Here is an 18,983-nt window from a genome sequence, read left to right as displayed (position 1 = left end):
TGTCCCTTTCACGGGTGGGGGGATTGTGGGGGTCGCTACCACTCCTCCTGACGGAGGACGTGGTCCTCTCCGGCGACGAGATCGATCGGCTGCGTGTCACCGGTAGAAGTCCTGACTTCGATACGGACCGTGCGCGTCGGCTTCAGCACCGCCGTCGCCCGGCCGGGCGCCCAGGTCAGTTCGACCTCGGCGCCGAACCGCGTACGTACGCCCGTGAGCCGGCCCGCCGGGAGGGAGGGCGGCAGCGCGGGCAGGAGAACCAGTCGGCGGGGGGTCGACTGGAGCAGCATCTCGATCAGTACGGCGGGCAGGGTGTGGGCGGCGTCGGCGTTGTAGACGTCGCGGTGCGGATAGTGGGCGCTCATCAGGGAGGCGTGGAAGAAGTCGCCGTCCAGGACCTGGTGGAGTGCGTGGGCGACGCGTTCGCCGTCCCGGAGCCGGGCCGCGATGAGGGCGTGGTGGAGGTGGCCGTGCGCGGAGTCGTTCTCGGCGCCGCGCAGTTCGAGCGCCCGGTGCGCGGCGGCCGCCAGGTCGGGCGTGTCGTAGGGGGTGATCTCGTCGAGCGGCCAGACGCCGTAGAGGTGGCTGAGGTGGCGGTGGTCGTAGGAGTCCGCCAAGCCTGGCCAGGCCCATTCGGCCAGGGCCCCGTCCTCGTTGATCCGGTGCGGCGGCAGCCGGTCGGCGAGGGCGCGCCAGCGGTCGGCGTGCTCGGGGTGGTACCGGGCGGCCGTCAGGAGCGCGTGGCGGGCCGCCGAGAGGTCCATGGCGGCGTTGACCGTCACCCAGCTCGCGTCTGCCGGGCGGTTCTCGGGCGAGTAGGAGGGCACGAGGACGAGCTGCCCTTTGTCGTCGGTGCGGGTGAGGAAGTCCTCGTAGAACAGGGCGACTTCGGCGAGCGCGGTGGCGGTGCGCGGGTCGCGGACGCCGTGGGTCTCGTCGTGGTCGACGAGGGGCTTGAGCAGCCAGTCGGCGCCCGCGGTCCACAGGTGCAGCGGGTACTCGCGGCTGAAGTGGTACGAGTGCCCGGAGTCGCCGTCGGTGTGGGCGGGGGCGACCACGCCCCGGGTGCCGAAGACCGCGCGGGCGTTGTCGCGCCAGTCGGGCAGCTGGCGGTGGATCAGCGCGGCGTGGGCCTCGGTGACCTCGGGCAGGTCGGCGGCCGCGGCGGAGGCGGTCTGGAGGTTGAGGTTGGCGTCGTTGGTGAACGCCCCCGACCAGGCCGTGTTCCAGTCGCCGGTCCACAGGCCGGTCAGGCGGGGCGGGAAGAGGCCTGCGGAGGAGAGCAGGTGGTAGCGGCCGGCCGCGAACAGCCGCTCCAGCAGGGCGGGGTCACGTGGCCGCTTCAGCAGCTCCGAGCCCGGCAGGGCCCGCTCGGCGGGGCCCGCGGCGAGGTCGAGGGTGGCGCGCTCGTAGGCGGGTCGGTGGAGGGCGGCGTGGCGGTCGAGGAGCTTGTCGTAGTCCAGGGCCAGGTCGCGCAGCGCGCGGCCCTCCGCGGTCACGTCCAGTTCGCCGGTGTGCCGCCGGACACGGGTGAGGAGCAGCACGGACCGGGCTCCCTCGACGCGCGCGCCGGACGGCGCGAGGGTCGTCGTTCCGCCGGTGACGACGACGAGCGTGACGCCGGTGAAGGAGCGGTCACCCTCCGGGTAGCGGGCGCGCAGGCTCAGCAGGGCGCCTTCGGGGACGACGACGGCGCCGTGGCCGACGGCCAGTCCGGCGGGTGCGCCGGGGAGCCGGTGGTCGAGGGAGACGCCGACGGTGAGACCGGGCGCCGTCACGTGCTGCACGATCACGTCGTCAGCGCGGGAGGCGAAGACCCGGCTGGTCCAGCCGGCGCGGGTCGCGCGCACGACGCCCGTCGTGAAGTTGACGTCGCGACGGTAGTCGCCACCGTCGCCGGCGGGCCGCACCAGGCTGACCTGGAAGGCGGGGTGGAAGGGCTGCGCCCACTGGTGCGGCCGGCCGTCGGTGAAGCCCTCCCCGGCGGTGCGATCGCCTGCCAGGAGGCGGTCCTGGAGCGCGGGGAGTTCGGCGGCCAGCCGGGGCGGCCGCCGGTGTTCGCCGTTCCCGCTCGGCCGTACCAGGGTGTGATGCGTGACGACGACCCGCTCCGCGTTCGGATCACCGAACACGAGGGCGCCGTGATGGCCGCTGCCGCTCAGGAAGCCGTCCTCCCAGCGGGCTGCCGGACGCGGCTCCCAGGTGCCGTGGACCGGCCCGTCGACCGCGGTGCCGTGGACGGGCCCGTCGACCGCGGTCATGGCTTCAGCACCGCCACGCCGTAGCGGCCGAGGGTGACCCGGTCGGTGACGGCCGTCCCCGTCAGGAGGTCGCGGTGCGTGCCGGGCACCTCGACGGTCACCGGCTCGCGGCCGTGGTTGAGCACGAACAGCACCTCGCCCCGGCGGACGGCCTCGACCTGCTCGGGGAGGCCGTCGAGCACCGGCCGGACGCCCGCGCCGGAGGCGATCCGGGCCAGCAGGTCGCGCAGCGCCTCCGGCTCGGGGAGCGTGGAGACGTACCAGGCCCGTCCCTTGCGCAGGACGGCGGGCAGTCCGTCGAGTTCACCTCCGTCGTACGGCAGCGTCTCCTCAGCGGTGCCGTCGGCCTCCAGCTCCTCGGACCACAGGGACGCCGTGAAGCCCTCGCAGGTGACGGTCTCCCCCGCGTCCAGCGGCCACCACTCGTGCAGGGTGCGGATGCCGAACAGCTCGCGCAGGCGGGCGTCCATGCCGCCGGGGCGCACGCGGTCGTCCTCGTCGGCGACGCCGGTGAGGAAGCCGCAGACGAGGGTGCCGCCCTGGCGGACGTAGGCGAGGAGGTTCTCGATCGCCGCGTCGTCGAGGAGGTACAGCTGCGGTACGACGACGAGTCGGTACGCGGACAGGTCGTGCGCGGGGTGGGCGAAGTCGGTGGTGAGGTGGGCCTGCCACAGGGCACGGTGCCAGGCCCTGAGGACGTCCGCGTGCTCGACCCGCTGGGACAGGCGGCCGTCCTGGGCCCCGGCCCACCAGGCGTGCCAGTCGTGCAGGACGGCGATGTCGGCGGCGCCGTGCCGGCCCGAGACCTCCGGCGCGATCCGCGCGAGGTCCGCGCCGAGCCGCTTGACCTCCTGGTAGGTCCGGCCCTCCTCCCCGGCGTGACCGACCATGCCGGAGTGGAACTTCTCCGCGCCCTGCCGGGACTGCCGCCACTGGAAGTAGCAGACGGCGTCGGCGCCCCGGGCCACGGCCTGGAGGGACCAGAGCCGGTTGAGGCCGCGCGGCTTGGGGTGGTTCACCCCCCGCGCGTTCACGGACCCGGCCGCCTGCTCCATGAGCATCCACGGCCCGCGCGCCTGGGAGCGGGTCATGTCCTGGACGAGGGCGCCGCTCTGGGCGCCCAGCGGGTCGCGCGGGTCGGGGTAGATGTCGACGGAGACGACGTCCTCCTCCCCCGCCCAGCGCCAGGCGTCCTGGCCGAACCACAGCGGCATGAAGTTGCTGGTGACCGGGGTGTGCGGGGTGTGGCGGCGGACGATGTCCCGCTCGGCGACGTAGCACTCCAGGAGCGCGTCGGAGGTGAAGCGCCGGAAGTCCAGGACCTGGCCGGGGTTGCGCAGGTAGTGCGGCAGGCGCGGTGGCAGGATGCCGTCCCAGGTGTCGTAGCCCTGGCTCCAGAAGGCGGTGCCCCAGGCGTCGTTGAGGGCGTCGAGGGTGCCGTACTTCTCGCGCAGCCAGCGGCGGAAGGCTGCCGCGGCCTCGTCGCCGTAGTCGAAGGTGCAGTATTCGTTGTTGATGTGCCACATGGTGAGGGCCGGGTGGGCGCCGTAACGGGCGGCCAGGTCCTCGGTGATGGCGGCGGCGTAACGCCGGTAGGTGGTGCTGGAGTGCGAGAAGTGCTGCCGGCCGCCCCACCACTCGGTGCGGCCGTCCTCGGTGACGGGCAGGGTGTCCGGGTGCAGCCGGCCCATCCAGGGCGGGGGCGAGGAGGTCGGGGTGGCGAGGACGACGCCGATGCCGTTCTCGTGCATCAGGTCCATCAGCGTGTCCAGCCATCCGAACTCCCGGGCGCCGGGCTCGGGCTCCAGCGTCGACCAGGAGAAGACACCGAGGGTGACCGAGTTGACCCCGGCCGCCTTCATCAGCCGGACGTCCTCGTGCCAGGTCTCCTCGGGCCACTGCTCCGGGTTGTAGTCGCCGCCGAAGAGGAGACGGCCTCGTGTCGCGTCGCTCAGGCCGGGCATCAGACGGGGTCCCCGTACTGCACACCGCGCCCGTTGGTGGCGAGGTAGACCCGGCCGTGGACGCGCGGGTCGCCGGTGACGGCCGCGCCGGTCCAGCCCCACTGGTGCTGGTCGTCGTTGACGCGCACCCAGGTCTTCGCCTCGTCGTCCGAGCGGTACACGGCGGTGATCGTCTCGGTGGAGCCGACCATGTAGACCGCCGGGTAGGAGGCGCCCTCGGCGGCCTTGCCGAAGCCGAGGGTGTACGAGGCCCGACAACTGCCGATCTTCGTGAAGGTCGCGCCGCCGTCGGTGGAGCGGTACAGCCCGTTCCACTTCAGGCTCAGCCACAGGTCTCCGGAGCGCCCCGGGGCCGCGACGAGCCGGAACTCGGCGTCGCCCGAGCTCAGGCCGGTGGCCCGACCGGTGAAGGTCAGGCCGCCGTCGGTGCTGGCGTGGAGGGTGCCGGCGGTCGTGTCGAAGGCGTAGAAGCGGTTCGGATCGACCGGGTCCGCGACCGGGGCGGCGCCCTTCGGGTAGGAGGTGACCTCGGTCCAGGTGGCGCCGTTGTCCGCCGAGCGGTGGGCCGGGTGGGTGGTGCCGTCCCAGTGCACGAAGGACCACAGCAGCACGCTGCCGTCGGCGTTGGTGGCGATCGGACCCGGCGCGTCCTTGGCGATGGCGGGTTGCGCCTCGAAGGGGGCCCACGTCTTTCCGCCGTCGTTCGAGTAGGCGCCGTTGCCGTTGTCACCCCAGCCGCTGCGCACCACGTACGCCGGCTCCGCCGCGGCCTGGGCGAGCCCCGTCGCCGACCCGAAGACGGGATTCGACGCCATGCCGCGCGAGGGCGATGCCGTGAGCCGCTCGTGGTACATCACGCCGATGTCCCCGGACCCGCTGATCAGGTGCGCCTTGCCGACCGGGGGCGAGATCAGCTGGCGTACGGACGCCTCCTCGAGACCGCGGACCCTCGGAGCCCAGTGCTCGAGGTCGCGCGTGCCGTACAGGGTCGCGCCGGTGCCGTAGACGATGTGCTCGGAGTCGAACGGGTCGAGGCCGACGGCCTGGATCCACCAGCCGAACTTGGGCTTGTCCTTGCCCCACGTGAGGTAGGGCGTCTCGGAGACGTCGAGGACGGCACGGTCCTTCAGGGACGTCCAGGTGCGGCCGCCGTCGGTGGAGCGGAAGAGGGTGTCGATCTCGGCCCAGCGGTTGTTGGTGGACACGACGAGCGTCCCGGGGCGGCGGGCGTCGACGGCGACACCGCCGTAGCCGAAGGCGTCGGTCCCGCCGTCGCCCGTCGCCCCGCCGGGCTTCACGGGGGTGACCTCGGTCCACCTCCCGTCCGTCGTACGGAGTCTGTGCACGCTGCCGTCGGTCTGCCCGTTGGGGCCGGGGGCGTTGGCGTACGTCACGTACAGCTCGCGGGTCTGGCGGTCGTACGCGGCGCGGACCGGGACCTTCGCGGCGGCGCCGGTGGGCTGCCCGGGTACGGGCTCCCAGGTCGTTCCGTCGGACGTGCGGTACAGGTGGGGGTGGTCGGCGGTGCCGTCGGAGTCGCCCCAGCCGGCGTAGACGCTGCGGCCCGCGGCGACGAGGAGGGTGATGCCCTGGCCCGTGGCGCTCGGGGTGGCCGGGAAGCTCGCGGCCTTCCAGGTCGCGCCCCGGTCGGTCGACTTGAGCAGCCCGTCGTGCCGGGTGCCGAGCCACAGGGTGTCGCCGTTCCGCGGGTCGACAAGGAGCCGTTCACCGCAGCCGCGCCCGTCCTCGTTGGCGCCGAGCCGCACGGTGAGATCGGTGCGCTTCCAGGTGGCCCCCCGGTCCTCGGAGCGCAGTACGGCTCCGTTGCCGGCCCAGGGCTGGGTGTACGTGCCGAGGGCCAGGTACAGCCGGTTGGGGCGGGCGGGGTCGACGGCCATGGCCTCGACGCCGAGGAGGTTCCAGTCGTCCCAGCCGAGGTGGTCGGTCAGCGGGGTCCAGCGGTCGGTACGGGCGTCCCAGCGGTAGGCGCCCCCGATGTCGGTCCGGGCGTAGGCGAGCCCTCGCTCCGACGGGTGGAACAGCACCCCGGTGATGAACCCGGTGCCGCCCATGACGGCGTTGCGCCAGCGGTAGCCGCTCTTCGCGACGGCCACGGGGGTGGCGGCCTGAGCCTGCCCCGAGACGGCGGGCAGGGAGACGACCGCGGCGGCGGCCGCGGAACCGGCAAGCACGGAACGTCTGCTGAGGGAAAACGTGCTCATGACATACCTCGGTCTTTGCGGAGGGGGGCTAGCGGGGATCGGGAGGCGCGGGACCTCATCGATGTGCGGCTCCGCCGCGTGGGCGCGACCGGCCGGGCGGAGCCGTGACGCCGTACGGCGGAAGGCGCTGCGGCGGGGTCCGGACAGAAGGGCTTCAGCCCTTGACGGCTCCGGTGAGCATGCCCTTCTTGAAGTGCCGCTGGACGAAGGGGGAGGCGACCGCGACGGGGATCAGCGCGAGGACCATGACGGCCATCTGCAACCCGAGCGCGGAGAGTTGTCCGGTGCGGACGGCCTGCTGGAGGCCGGTCGGCGCCTCGGTGTTCTTCTGGACCAGCTGGATGAGCACGTTCTGCAGCGGCATCATCTGCTGGTCGGTGAGGTAGATGGAGGCGTTGAACCAGGCGCTCCAGTAGCCGACCGCGTAGAAGAGCGAGATGACGGCCAGCACCGCGCGCGACAGCGGCATGATGATGGTCAGCAGGATGCGCAGCTCACCGGCCCCGTCGATGCGGGCGGACTCGGTGAGCTCGGGTGAGATGCCCATGAAGAAGGCCCGCAGGACGAGGATGTTGAAGACGCTGACCGCGCTCGGCAGGACCAGCGACAGATAGGTGTCGGTCAGGCCCAGCGACTGCACCAGAAGGTACGTCGGAATGAGTCCGGCTCCGAAGAACATGGTCGCCATCATCGTCATCAGGAAGAACCGGTGGCCCAGACTCCCCGGCCGCGACAGGCCGTAGGCCGCCAGTACCGACACCGTCATCGAGAACACGGTGCCGAAGAGCGTGACCCCGACCGAGACCAGGATCGCCCGGCTGACCTGGCCACCACTGAGCAGTTCGGTGTAGTTGACGAACGTGATGCCCTGGGGGATCACGACCAGGCCGCCGACCCGGTCGATCACCGGTTTGGGAGAGAGGCTGGTGACGATCACGATCCACAGCGGACCGAGCACGCCCAGGCAGCACAGGAGCAGGAAGCCGGCCTTGGCGGTGAGCCCTGCCCTGCTCGGCGGCTCCTCCCAGGTCGGGCGGGCGGGTGCCTTGAGGCTGCGGACGAGCTGCGTGTTGAGGCTCATTTCTTGTACACCCCCTGCTCGCCCAGCAGGTGCGCGAACTTGTTCGCGCCCAGGACGAGACAGACTCCGATGAGTCCCTTGACCAGGCCGACCGCGGCCGCGTAGCTGAAGTCGCCGTTCTGGATACCCATGTTCCACACGTAGGTGTCGAGGACCTCGCTGGCTCCCACGCCGACGGCGTGCCGCTGGAGCAGGAACTGCTCGAATCCGACGCTCAGCGCGTCGCCCACCCGCAGGACCAGCAGCAGGGCGATCACCGGGCGCAGCGCGGGCAGCGTCACATGCCACATGCGTCGCCAGCGCCCCGCGCCGTCCATGGCGGCGGCCTCGTACAGGTCGGTGCTGACGGCGGACAGCGCCGCCAGGAAGACGATGATCCCCCAGCCGGCGTCCTTCCACACGGCCTGTGCGGTGACCAGGTACTTGAAGAGGTCCGCGTTGGTCATCAGGTCGAAGCCGCTCCACCCGTGCTTCTCCAGCGTCTGCGCGATGATGCCCGCGCCGCCGAAGATCTGCTGGAAGACGGTGACCACGAGGACCCACGAGAAGAAGTGGGGCAGATACATGATCGCCTGCGCCACGGCCCGCACCCGGGGCCGGATGACACTGTTGATGACCAGCGCGAGGGCGATGGGGACGGGGAAGAACAGCACCAGTTGGAGCGCGAACAGGACGAGGGTGTTCTTCGTGGCGCTCCAGAACAGCGGGTCGTCGAGCATCCGCGAGAACTGCTCCACGCCGACCCAGGGGCTGTGGAAGATCGCCGTGATGCCGTTGCTGGAGACGTACGGATCGTAGTCCTGGAAGGCGACGACGTTGCCGAGCAGCGGGACGTAGTTGAAGAGCAGGAGCAGGACGATGACGGGCAAGGTCATCAGAATGAGCGTCCGGTCGCGGCGCAGCCGGATCCGCCAGGGGACCTTGCCGGCCCTGCTCGTCCCGCGCGGCGCCCGCGCCTTCGCCGCGGTGGTGGCGGTGACGGTGGCGACCGCGGCCGTCGGCTCCTCGACGGCCTCGGGGGGACGGGTTCCGTCGGGCCGGCTGCCGGCCGTGAGGGACATCAGTTGCCGCTGCCGTTCTTGTCGAGGAGCTCCTTGTACCAGTCGCGCAGCTTGTCGCCGCCGGAGGACCTCCAGGTGGAGATGGCGGCCTGCACGTCGGACAGCTTCTTGTTGCCCCGTACGTAGTCGATCTCCAGCTGCTCGAACTGGCTGGCGAGGTTGGCGTAGCGAGTCGGCTCGACGATGTTCATGCCGTACGTGGAGGTCTTCTTCATGAAGGCCCCCATCCGCTGCTGCCACTCGACCTGCTTGCGGGCGACGTCGGGGAGGTCGGGGTGGGCGAAGTAGGGGGCCGGGGCCGACAGCATCGACCAGGCGTTGACCACCTCGGAGTTGCCCCGGTCGTTCTTGACGGGTGTGCCGTCCTCGACCGTGTAGTGGGTGCCCTCGACGCCGTAGTCGACGAGCATCCGCTCCCTGGTGCCGTAGGGCGCGGCCGAGAAGTTGGCGGCGGCCAGCGCGTTCTCGACGGTCTCCTTCGAGGCGCCCTTGCGGATCAGCGACCAGATGGTGGCGGGCTGGGACGCGTACAGCTTCGGGTCGCCGCCGTCGGCGCCGAAGTAGTCCATGGCCTCGATCCGGAACTCGGGGTTTGACTGGGCCTGTTCGGCGGTCTTGCCGTACCAGGCGGACATGTCGCTGTTGAAGACCAGGATCTGTCCGGAGGTGAACCGCTGGCCCCCGTCGCCGGAGCGCGCCTTGTCGTCGGGATGGACCACGCCGGCGTCGAACAGCTTGCGGGTCCACTCCAGGGCCTCGAGGTACTCGGGCTGCTCGATGCGGTAGGTCGGCTTGCCGTCGTCCCCGATGTTCCAGCCGAGCGTCCCGGAGGGCCGGACGCCGAAGATGCCGGCCGAGCACCAGGTCATGTCACCGCAGGCGTACACCTTCGCCTTGGCACTGGTGACGTCCTTGGCCCAGCTGAGGAACTCCTCGGGCGACCTGGGTACGGTGTAGCCCCTCTTGTCGAAGATGTCCTTGCGGTAGTAGGGCACGATGAAGGTCGCCGCCGCGGACGGCATCGGGATGCCGCGCAGCTCGCCGCCGAAGATGCTCATGCGCCAGGCGTCGGAGGGGATCGCGGCCAGGTTCGGGTACTTCTTGACCTTGTCGCCCGCCAGGTAGGGGCCGAGGTCCATGAACTTGGCGGTGACCGCGTTCGAGATCTTGCCGACCAGTTCCCAGCCCGGCACGACCACCATGTCGGGTAGGGAGCTGGAGGCGAGGACGGCGCCGAGCTTCTCGCCGTAGGTGTTGCCGTCCTGGTTCTGCCAGGTGACCTTGGTGCCCGCGGCGGCGTCGACCGCCGTGTAGTAGGCGTTTCCGGGCCTCGGCGGAGAGCCCCAGAAGGGTGACATGATCTTGAAGGGGGCGCCGGTGCCGAGCTTGTCCGGGGCCGAGGCGGGGAGGGTCGCGAGGTCGGCCTTGCCGGTGTAGCCGGCCGCCGAACCGTTCTTCGACGGGATGTCGGGCTCGGCGACCGTGCTGGCGACGTAGGTCGGGAGCAGTTTGTCCGCGGCCTTGCCCGACGTGCTGCCTTCTCGCGTCCCGCTGTCCGAACCGCTGCAGGCGGTGAGCAGCGGCATTCCCCCGGCCACCGCTGCGGTGGCGACCGCCGTGGAGGCGAGGAAGCTTCTCCGGCTCGGTCCGGAGGGGGCGGAGTTCGGCGTCATTGCGTCAACCCTTCATGGCACACCTGGACATCCGGCGGTGGGGCCGTCGGCTGCGGTGTCGTGACTGGAACTGGCTGAGCTGAGGGGACATCCAACCACTGCGACGCGATGCGCAATCGAAGCGCTTCGATGTTGCAGCGAGGTTAAGTGAACACCCAGGGGTGCACAAGGGTCGCTTCCAAGATTCCCGCGCGGTCCGCGGTAGCCGACGCTTGTACCCGGATTGAAGTAATGGTGCCGATCTCTTGACACCTACCCCAGTGCCTGATGAGCATCGAAGCGCTTCGAAAGCACTTGCCGCTCCATCCCAAGGGGATCCCACGTGTCCGCACACCCGCCGCACACACCGCCGCCCTTCCGCGACCCGCAGCTGCCTTTCGCGAAGCGCATCGACGACCTTCTGTCGCGGCTCACTCTCGACGAGAAGACCGGATTCCTGCACCAGTTCGCGCCCGCCGTGGAGCGGCTCGGCGTCGCCGCGTTCCGCACCGGCCAGGAGGCTTTGCACGGCGTGGCCTGGATGGGTCCGGCCACTGTCTTCCCGCAGGCGGTGGGCCTGGGCGCGACCTGGAACACGGATCTCGTACGACGGGTCGGCGAGGCGGTGTCCAAGGAGGTCAGGACGATGCGCGGCCGCGACGACCGCGTGGGCCTGAACGTCTGGTCCCCGACCGTGAACCTGCTGCGCCATCCGCTGTGGGGCCGTAACGAGGAGGGCTACTCGGAGGACCCGAAGCTCACCTCGGCCATCGCCACCGCCTACACGCGCGGACTGCGCGGCGAGCACCCGACGTACTGGCGCACCGCGCCCGTCCTCAAGCACTGGCTGGCCCACAACCACGAGACGGGCCGCGACGTCACCTCCTCCTCCGTCCGCCCGCGCGTCCTGCACGAGTACGACCTGCGCGCCTTCCGCGAGACGGTCGAGGCGGGCGCCGTGGCCGGCGTGATGCCCGCGTACAACCTCGTCAACGGCCGCCCGAACCACCTCTCGCCGTATCTGCGCGAGCATCTGCGCACCTGGACCGACGAGGAGCTGCTGGTCTGCTCGGACGCGGGCGCGCCCTCCAACCTGGTCGATTCCGAGCACTACTTCGACACCCACGAGGAGGCGACGGCCGCCGCGCTGCTGGCCGGCGTCGACAGCTTCACCGACCACGGCACCGACAGCTCGAAGATCACCGCGCGGGTCCGCGGCGCCCTGGACCAGGGGCTGCTGACCGAGGCGGACGTCGACGCGGCGGTCCGCCGCCAGCTCTCGGTCCGTTTCCGTCTCGGCGAGTTCGACCCGGAGTACGACCCGCACGCGCTCACCACGGCCTTCGACACCCCGGCCCACCGGGCCCTCGCCCAGGAGGCGGCCGAGCAGGCGGTCGTGCTGCTCAAGAACGACGGTGGTCTGCTGCCGCTCGCGCCGGACACCCGGCTCGCGGTGGTCGGCCTGCTGGCCGACGAGTGCAAGCGCGACTGGTACAGCGGCACGTTCCTGCACCGCCGCACGCCGCTGGAGGGCCTGTACGAGCGGTTCGGAACGGAGCGCGTGGAGTTCGCGGAGGGCGTGGACCGGATCCTGCTGAAGACCTCGGCCGGAACCTTCCTGCACGTCCCCGAGGCGGACGCCGACGACGAGGTGCGCGGCGCCGAGGGCGCCCTCGACCCGGCCCTGCTCGCGGGCCGGACGGACCTGCCCCCGCTCACCACCGACGCGACCGGCACCGAGCTCTCCCTGATCGACTGGGGCGGGGGCGTGCTGACCCTGCGCGCCCCCGACGGCCGCTATCTCTCCGTCGCCGAGGACGGCCGTGTCCGCGCCTCCGCCGACCAGCCCGGGGGCTGGGTCGTCCAGGAGACCTTCCGCCTGGAACCGCGGGAGAACGGGCACCTTCTTCGGCACATCGGTACGGGTCACGCCCTGTCTGTCGCCGCCGACGGCCTCCAGGTTGCCGCCGGGAGCGGGGAGATTCTCGAGGTCGTCGTCGTCGAGAGCGGCGAGGACGCGGTGAACAGGGTCGCCTCGCGGGCGGACGTGGTCCTGGTGGCCGCGGGCAACGATCCGCACATCAACGGACGGGAGACCGAGGACCGTACGACCCTGGCCCTGCCCGCGCACCAGGAGCGCCTCCTGCGCGCGGCCCGCGCCGCCAACCCGAACACGGTGCTGGCGCTGGTCTCGGCGTACCCGTACGCGGTCGATCACACGGAGGTGCCGGCGCTGCTGTGGACGGCCCACGGCGGCCAGGCGGCCGGCACCGCCCTGGCCAGGATCCTGGCCGGCGACGTCTCCCCCGCCGGCCGCCTCCCGCAGACCTGGTACGCCGACGACTCCGACCTGCCCGACCTCCTCGACTACGACGTGATCGGCGGCCGCCAGACGTACCTCTACTTCGAGGGCACGCCGCTCTTCCCGTTCGGCCACGGCCTGTCGTACGCGTCCTTCTCCTACGAAGGCCTCACGACCCGGGTCGAGGACGGGGCGCTGCACGTGTCCTTCACGGTCGCCAACACCGGTGACGTCACCGCGGACGAGGTCGCCCAGCTGTACACCCGTGCCATCGAACCGTCGGTGCCACGGCCCCGCAGGGAGCTGGCCGCGCACCAGCGGGTGACGCTCGCGCCCGGCGAGGTCAGGGAGTTCGCCTTCCGGGTGCCGATGCCGGCCTTCGCGTTCTGGGACGTGGCGCAGGGGCGTCACCGGGTGGCGCCGGGCCGCTACGAGATCCTCGTCGGAGCGTCGAGCGAGGACATCCGGCTCACCCTGGCCGTCGACCTCGACGGCGAACCGGCCGTCCCCCGGCCGGTCATGGTGGGCGGCCTGGAGGCGGTGGACTTCGACGACCAGAGCGGCACGGAGATCGTGGACCGCGCGAAGACGTCGGGTGACGCGGTCGCCCCCGCGGCCGGCCGGAGGGGCGAGCTGGTGTTCCGTGACTGCGACTTCGGGGAGGGGGCCGCCGGGATCACGGTGGAGGCCGCGGGCGAGGGAACGGTCGAACTCTCGCTGGGCGACGGCCCGGTCCTGGCGGTGCTCACGCTGTCCCCCGGTACGGCCGGGCCCTACGACTACGCCACGGTGAGCGCCCCCGTCGTCGTGGCGGCCGGTGTGCACGACGTCCGCCTCGGCCTGCGCGGCCCGCTGCGGCTCGCGCGCGTCGCCTTCTCCGCCTGAGGCCCGCATCGGCCGCGCCAGGGGTACAGCAGCGCTATGCGCGGGGGGTTTCCTGGGGTGGGGGCAGGCCATAGGTCCGCACCGCCGTGCCGGTGAAGACGTCGCGGTGCTCGGCCGGGCCGAGTCCGGCCGTCACGTCGCCGGCGGCGGCGACGACTTCGGCGTAGGTGGCGGCGAGCCGGCAGACGGGCCAGTCGGAGCCGAACATCAGCCGCCCGGGGCCGAAGGCGTCCAGGACGGTGTCGGCGTACGGTCTGAGGTCGTCGACCGTCCAGGTGTCCCAGTCGGCCTCGGTGACCATGCCCGAGAGTTTGCAGACGGTGTTGGGGAGAGCGGCGAGGCGCCTGATCGGCTCCGCCCAGGGTGCGAGTTCGCCGGACGCGATGGGCGGCTTGCCGAGGTGGTCGAGGACGAAGGTGAGGCCGGGCAGGCGCTGCGCGGCCTCGGCGGCGGCCGCGAGCTGGTAGGGCTTCACCACGAGGTCGTAGACGAGCCCCGCCTCGGCGATCGCGGTCAGGCCGCGCAGCACGTCGGGGCGCACGAGCCAGCGGGGGTCCGGCTCGCCCTGCACCTGGTGGCGCATCCCGACCAGGTGCTCCCCGCCGGGGCCGGCGCGCAGCCCGGCGAGGGTGCCGGCGACGTCGGGTGCGGTCAGGTCGGTCCAGCCGACGACCCCGGCGACCAGGTCGCTGCCCGCGGCCAGCGCCAGCAGCTCGGGGGTCTCTTCCGGCACGGTGACCGTCTGCACCAGCACGGTGGCGGTGACTCCGGCCGCGCGGGCCTCCGGTGACAGGTCGTCGAGGGAGAAGTCTCCGCGCAGCGAGGCGAGTTCGGGCCCGGTGATCCAGTCCTGCTCGCGGACCGACAGGTCCCACACGTGGTGGTGGGCGTCCACGATTCCCGGCTCCTGGTCCGCCCCCGTCACCACGGCTCCTTCGGCGACGGGGCCTCCCCGATGGGCGCGTTGACGGGTACGGGAGTGTCCGGGTGCAGCAGGCCCTCGGCGCGCAGCTCGTCCCACAGGGCGTCCGGGACGGGGCGTCGCAGCCGCTCCATCGTGTCGCGCACCTCTTCGGGGGAACGGGCACCGGTCAGGACGCTCGCCACGGAGGGGTGGCCGAAGGGGAAGCGCAGCGCGGCGGCCCGCAACGGCACGCCGTGGCGCTCGGTGACCGCACGAAGCCGCAGTGCCCGGTCGAGCAGCGGCCGCGGGGCGGGCGCGTAGTCGTGGGTGGCGCCCGGCCGGGGGCCGGTCAGCAGCCCGGAGTTGAACACTCCGCCGATGACGACACTGCGGCCGCGGGCGGCCGCCTCGGGGAGCAGTTCGGTGAGCCCGTCCTGTTCCAGGAGGGTGTACCGGCCGGCCAGGAGCACCACGTCGATGTCGGTCTCGCGCAGGAAGCGGGCGGGCAGGGCCGACTGGTTCATGCCGACGCCGATCGCCCCGATCACGCCCTCGGCGCGCAGCCGCTCCAGCGCCGGGTACGCCTCGCGCAGCGCCTGCTCGGCGTGGTCGTCCGGGTCGTGCAGCAGGGCGATGTCGACGCGGTCGAGGCCGAGGCGTTCCAGGCTCGCGTCGAGGGAGCGCAGCACTCCGTCGGCGCTGAAGTCCCAGACCCGGTGGTGGGTGGCCGGTACGGCGAAGCCGTGGGCGAGGTCGTCCCCGTGGCCGCTGCGCGGGGTCGGCACGAGGAGCCGGCCCACCTTGGTGGAGAGGGTGTAGGTGTCGCGGGGGCGGCCCCGCAGGGCGGCACCGAGCCGCCGTTCCGACAGGCCGAGGCCGTAGTGGGGGGCGGTGTCGAAGGTGCGGACGCCGGCGTCCCAGGCCGCGTCCACCGTGGCCTGGGCGGTCTCGTCGGTGACCGGGTGGTAGAGGTTGCCGAGGGCCGCGCAGCCCAGGGCGACCTCCGAGACCGCTACCGCGCTGCCGCCCAGCCCGGTGGTCCTCACGACCGGGCCGCCGGGCGCAGGCGCAGTCCGTGCATGCCGCCGTCCACCGCGAGCGCGGTGCCGGTGACGGACGCCGCGGCCGGACCGGCCAGGTAGACGATGGCGGCCGCCACCTCGTCGGCGGTCACCAGACGTCCCATGGGCTGGCGGGCGTCGAGCGCGACCCGTTCGGCCTCGGGGTCGTCGGCGGCGTCGAGCAGCCGGGCCACCCACGGGGTGTCCGCGGTGCCGGGGTTGACGCAGTTGACCCGGATGCCCTCACGGACGTGGTCGGCGGCCATGGCCAGGGTGAGGGACAGCACGGCACCCTTGCTGGCGGAGTACAGGGCGCGCTGCGGCAGTCCGGCGGTGGCCGCGATGGAGCAGGTGTTGACCACGGACGCGGTGCCCGGACGGGCCGTGGCAGCGCGGCGCAGGTGGGGCAGGGCCGCGCGGGTGGTGCGGACGATGCCGAGGACGTTGACGTCGAGGACGCGGTGCCACTGTTCGTCGGGGTTGTCCTCGACGGTGCCGGTGGCACCGATGCCCGCGTTGTTGACGAGGATGTCGATGCCGCCGAGCCGCGTGGCCGCCTCCTCCACCGCGGCGCGTACGGAGGCGTCGTCGCCGACGTCGGCCTTCAGTCCGAGCAGCGGGTCGCGTACACCGCCCGGATGGAGGTCGAGCACGGCGACGGCCGCGCCGCGCGCCGCCAGGGCGTGGGCGGTGGCGAGGCCGATGCCGGACGCGCCGCCCGTGACGAGAGCCCTGAGTCCGGTCAGTTCGGTCATGCCGTTTCCTCCTGCGCGGCGCGGTCGGCGACCCAGAACGTGCCGTCCGGGTAGAGGTATGCGGCGATGGACTCCTCACGCATGGTGGCGGAGAAGCCGGGGGCGAGCGGCGCGGTGTAGTGGCCGCCTCGGATCACCACCGGGTCGACGAAGTGCTGGTGGAGGTGGTCGACGTACTCGATGACGCGGTTCTCGGTGGTTCCGGAGAGGACGAGGTAGTCGAACATCGACAGGTGCTGCACCAGCTCGCACAGCCCCACTCCGCCGGCGTGCGGGCACACCGGCACGCCGAACTCCGCGGCGAGCAGCAGGATGGCGAGATTCTCGTTCACGCCGCCGACGCGCGCCGCGTCGATCTGGAGGACATCGACGGCGCCGGCCTGGAGGAGCTGCTTGAAGACGATGCGGTTCTGCACATGCTCGCCGGTGGCCACCTTCACGGGAGCGACGGCCTGCCGCACGGCCGCGTGGCCGAGGATGTCGTCGGGGCTGGTCGGCTCCTCGATCCAGTACGGGTCGAACTCGGCGAGCGCGTTGGTCCACCGGATCGCCTCGGCCACGTCCCACCGCTGGTTGGCGTCGATGGCGATGCGGATGCCGTCACCGACGGCGGCACGGGCGGTGCGCAGCCGCCGGATGTCGTCGCCCATGTCGGCGCCGACCTTGAGCTTGATCTGCGTGAAGCCGTCGGCCACGGCCTGCTCGGCCAGCCGGGTGAGCTTGTCGTCGGTGTAGCCGAGCCAGCCCGGGGAGGTGGTGTAACCGGGATATCCGCGCTCCAGCAGGATCGCCTCGCGTTCCGCGAGGCCCGTGCGGCCCGTATGGAGGAGCGTCAGGGCGTCCTCGGGGGTGAGGGCGTCGGCGATGTAGCGGAAGTCGACCTGGGAGACCAGCCACTCCGGCGAGGCGTCGGCGAGCAGCCGCCACAGCGGCTTGCCCGCCCGCTTGGCCGCCAGGTCCCACACGGCGTTGACGACGGCGCCGATCGCCATGTGCATCACGCCCTTCTCGGGGCCGAGCCAGCGCAGCTGACTGTCCCCGATCAGATCCCGGCTGACCGATCCCGGATCGGCGCACAGTTCCTGGACGGAGCGGCCGAGGACATGGGGCCGCAGGGCGTCGATGGCGGCGACCTGGACGTCGTTGCCGCGTCCGATGGTGAAGGTGAAGCCGTGCCCCTCCTGCCCGTCGCCGGCGTCCGTGCGCAGGACGACGTAGGCGGCGGAGTAGTCCGGGTCCGGGTTCATCGCGTCGGAGCCGTCGAGCTCACGCGAGGTGGGGAAGCGGACGTCGTAGGTGTCGACGGCGGTGATCCGGGCGGAGGTAGGGGTCACGTGGTGCTGCCTTTCACACGCGGGTGAAGGTCTGACGCCGACGGCCGAGGCCGCCGACGGAGACCTCGACGTCGCACCGACCGGGCGACGTGAGGCGCGTCGGTCCGGCCCAGTCATGGGATGTATCGCGGGCACAGCGACCTTAGACGCGGAGATCACAGCTGGCAATGGATTCCACGGACAGCGTCTCCTCGCCACCACCCTGCGGCCGGATACCGTTCTACGCAACGGAGTTGGGACCACATGCCAGCTGGTCGAGGGCTTTCATAGACGTCGGCGACACCGTCGTCACGTTCTCGGCCTGACGAGATACATCGGATGAAACGGCCGCTTCAGCGGCCTTCGGCACCAGGACCGGGGGGCGTTGCCCAGCTGGGCGGCGGCGGCCGGCGGCAGGTCGTTTCCGGCCGGGCTCGGGGCTTGGCGGCTCGGAGCGCCAGGGCCGTGCGGATCGGACACGGCCCTGGCGCGCTGGGAGTCGGTCAGCCCTTGAGCCCACCCAGGTACTTCGCGAACTTCTCCAGGCCGTCGATGTTGCGCGGACCGCTGATGCCCTCGTTGTAGTCGAGGATGAAGAAGTTGTTCTTCTTGACGGCAGGCAGTTCCTTCGTGTGGGGGGAGTTCTTCAGGAAGTCGATCTTCTTCTGGGCGGGCAGGTCCCCGTAGTCGAGGATCATGATGACTTCCGGCTCCGCCTTCGCGACGGCCTCCCAGTTCACCTGCGTCCACCGCTGGTCGAGGCCGTCGAAGACGTTCTTGCCGCCGGCGGTCTTGATGATGTCGTTGGGCGGGACCTGGTTGCCCGCGGTGAAGGGCTGGTCGGTGCCCGAGTCGTAGAGGAAGACCGGGACCGGATCGCCCTTGGGTGCCTTCGCCTTGACGGCCTCCACCCGCTTCTTCAGCCCACCGACGACCTCATCCGCCTTGTCCTCGACCTGGAAGATCTCGCCCAGCCGATCGAGGTCGGCGTAAAGGGCTTCGAACGGCGTGAGCTTCTCCGGGTACTTGGGGTAGTTGAAGCAGCTCTCGGTGTGCATGAAGCTCTGGATCCCGAGCTTGTCCAGGATTTCCGGGGTGATGCCCCGCTCGTCCTTGAAGCCCGAATTCCAGCCGGCCAGTACGAAATCGGACTTGGCCTCGACCACGAGTTCCTTGTTGAGGAGATCCTTGCTGAGCATCTTCACCTTGGCGTAGTCGCCCGCCCACGGCGACTCCTCCACCGGCGGGTTCGCCGGCGGCATCACGTAGCCGTGCACGTGGTCGACCAGCCCGAGGCTGAACAGTTTGTCGGCGCTTCCGCCTTCGTACGCCACGGCGCGCTGGGGAACCGTGTATTCGACGGGCTCACCGCATCTCTTGACGGTGACCTTCTTGGCCGCCTTGGCGTCCGTTTCCACTTCCGCGCCGCAGCCGCTGAGCAGCAGGGTGGCGGCGAGCGCGGAGCCGAGGACGGCGTGCTGCCGCGCCGAGCGGGGAGATCGAGTCATGGTCATGACCTGGT

Annotated in this window: 12 protein-coding genes; 1 reads left to right on the top strand and 11 read right to left on the bottom strand. The window is 71.6% G+C overall.

Features of this window, described 5'->3' with window-relative positions; all coding sequences use genetic code 11:
• Positions 1 to 35: 35 nt before the first annotated feature.
• The 6 genes from ACWDX6_RS09675 to ACWDX6_RS09650 form a co-directional block, all read right to left on the bottom strand.
• Entirely contained in the window at positions 36 to 2,261 is a 2,226-nt protein-coding gene (locus tag ACWDX6_RS09675) for a glycosyl hydrolase family 95 catalytic domain-containing protein (RefSeq protein ID WP_451484397.1), read from the bottom strand.
• Entirely contained in the window at positions 2,258 to 4,225 is a 1,968-nt protein-coding gene (locus tag ACWDX6_RS09670) for a beta-galactosidase (protein WP_451484396.1), read from the bottom strand. The genes ACWDX6_RS09675 and ACWDX6_RS09670 overlap by 4 nt, the downstream gene beginning before the upstream one ends.
• A complete protein-coding gene (locus ACWDX6_RS09665; RefSeq protein WP_451484395.1) occupies positions 4,225 to 6,447 on the bottom strand; it encodes a 1,4-beta-glucanase in 2,223 nt (740 codons plus the stop codon). Before ACWDX6_RS09665 ends, ACWDX6_RS09670 begins: the two co-directional genes overlap by 1 nt.
• A gap of 154 nt (positions 6,448 to 6,601) precedes the next feature.
• Positions 6,602 to 7,528, bottom strand: a complete 927-nt coding sequence (locus ACWDX6_RS09660) for a carbohydrate ABC transporter permease (protein ID WP_451484394.1) — start codon at positions 7,526 to 7,528, stop codon at positions 6,602 to 6,604.
• Positions 7,525 to 8,589 (bottom strand): ABC transporter permease, encoded by a 1,065-nt coding sequence (locus ACWDX6_RS09655; RefSeq protein ID WP_451484393.1) that lies wholly within the window; start codon positions 8,587 to 8,589, stop codon positions 7,525 to 7,527. Before ACWDX6_RS09655 ends, ACWDX6_RS09660 begins: the two co-directional genes overlap by 4 nt.
• On the bottom strand, positions 8,589 to 10,262 hold the full coding sequence (locus tag ACWDX6_RS09650) for an extracellular solute-binding protein (protein ID WP_451484392.1): 1,674 nt from the start codon (positions 10,260 to 10,262) through the stop codon (positions 8,589 to 8,591). The genes ACWDX6_RS09655 and ACWDX6_RS09650 overlap by 1 nt, the downstream gene beginning before the upstream one ends.
• Before the next feature lie 322 nt (positions 10,263 to 10,584).
• Between ACWDX6_RS09650 and ACWDX6_RS09645 the strand changes: the two genes are divergently transcribed.
• Complete coding sequence (locus ACWDX6_RS09645) at positions 10,585 to 13,428, top strand: glycoside hydrolase family 3 C-terminal domain-containing protein (protein ID WP_451484391.1); 2,844 nt, start codon at positions 10,585 to 10,587, stop codon at positions 13,426 to 13,428.
• Between the two features lie 34 nt (positions 13,429 to 13,462).
• Here ACWDX6_RS09645 and ACWDX6_RS09640 read toward each other — a convergent pair whose 3' ends face one another.
• From ACWDX6_RS09640 to ACWDX6_RS09620, 5 genes are all read right to left on the bottom strand, one after another.
• Positions 13,463 to 14,353 carry an amidohydrolase family protein gene (locus ACWDX6_RS09640; protein WP_451484390.1) on the bottom strand — a complete coding sequence of 297 codons (891 nt, stop codon included), beginning with the start codon at positions 14,351 to 14,353 and terminating at the stop codon, positions 13,463 to 13,465.
• Complete coding sequence (locus ACWDX6_RS09635) at positions 14,350 to 15,378, bottom strand: aldo/keto reductase (RefSeq protein WP_451484389.1); 1,029 nt, start codon at positions 15,376 to 15,378, stop codon at positions 14,350 to 14,352. The genes ACWDX6_RS09640 and ACWDX6_RS09635 overlap by 4 nt, the downstream gene beginning before the upstream one ends.
• A complete protein-coding gene (locus tag ACWDX6_RS09630; RefSeq protein WP_451484388.1) occupies positions 15,375 to 16,148 on the bottom strand; it encodes an SDR family NAD(P)-dependent oxidoreductase in 774 nt (257 codons plus the stop codon). Before ACWDX6_RS09630 ends, ACWDX6_RS09635 begins: the two co-directional genes overlap by 4 nt.
• A complete protein-coding gene (locus ACWDX6_RS09625) occupies positions 16,145 to 17,482 on the bottom strand; it encodes an L-fuconate dehydratase (RefSeq protein ID WP_451484387.1) in 1,338 nt (445 codons plus the stop codon). The genes ACWDX6_RS09630 and ACWDX6_RS09625 overlap by 4 nt, the downstream gene beginning before the upstream one ends.
• A 482-nt stretch (positions 17,483 to 17,964) precedes the next feature.
• Complete coding sequence (locus ACWDX6_RS09620) at positions 17,965 to 18,975, bottom strand: ABC transporter substrate-binding protein (RefSeq protein ID WP_451484386.1); 1,011 nt, start codon at positions 18,973 to 18,975, stop codon at positions 17,965 to 17,967.
• Positions 18,976 to 18,983 lie beyond the last annotated feature (8 nt).

This window comes from Streptomyces sp. NPDC003027 (assembly GCF_053591435.1).
The sequence above is the reverse complement of the archived record's forward strand: the minus strand, read 5'-3'. Positions and strand labels throughout refer to the sequence as shown.

Excerpts from the sequence above, each read along its gene's own strand:
- ACWDX6_RS09650 (WP_451484392.1), bottom strand. The coding sequence starts at position 10,262 with ATGACGCCGAACTCCGCCCCCTCCGGACCGAGCCGGAGAAGCTTCCTC.
- ACWDX6_RS09660 (WP_451484394.1), bottom strand. The coding sequence starts at position 7,528 with ATGAGCCTCAACACGCAGCTCGTCCGCAGCCTCAAGGCACCCGCCCGC.
- ACWDX6_RS09670 (WP_451484396.1), bottom strand. The coding sequence starts at position 4,225 with ATGCCCGGCCTGAGCGACGCGACACGAGGCCGTCTCCTCTTCGGCGGC.
- ACWDX6_RS09655 (WP_451484393.1), bottom strand. The coding sequence starts at position 8,589 with ATGTCCCTCACGGCCGGCAGCCGGCCCGACGGAACCCGTCCCCCCGAG.
- ACWDX6_RS09630 (WP_451484388.1), bottom strand. The coding sequence starts at position 16,148 with ATGACCGAACTGACCGGACTCAGGGCTCTCGTCACGGGCGGCGCGTCC.
- ACWDX6_RS09665 (WP_451484395.1), bottom strand. The coding sequence starts at position 6,447 with ATGAGCACGTTTTCCCTCAGCAGACGTTCCGTGCTTGCCGGTTCCGCG.
- ACWDX6_RS09620 (WP_451484386.1), bottom strand. The coding sequence starts at position 18,975 with ATGACCATGACTCGATCTCCCCGCTCGGCGCGGCAGCACGCCGTCCTC.
- ACWDX6_RS09675 (WP_451484397.1), bottom strand. The coding sequence starts at position 2,261 with ATGACCGCGGTCGACGGGCCCGTCCACGGCACCGCGGTCGACGGGCCG.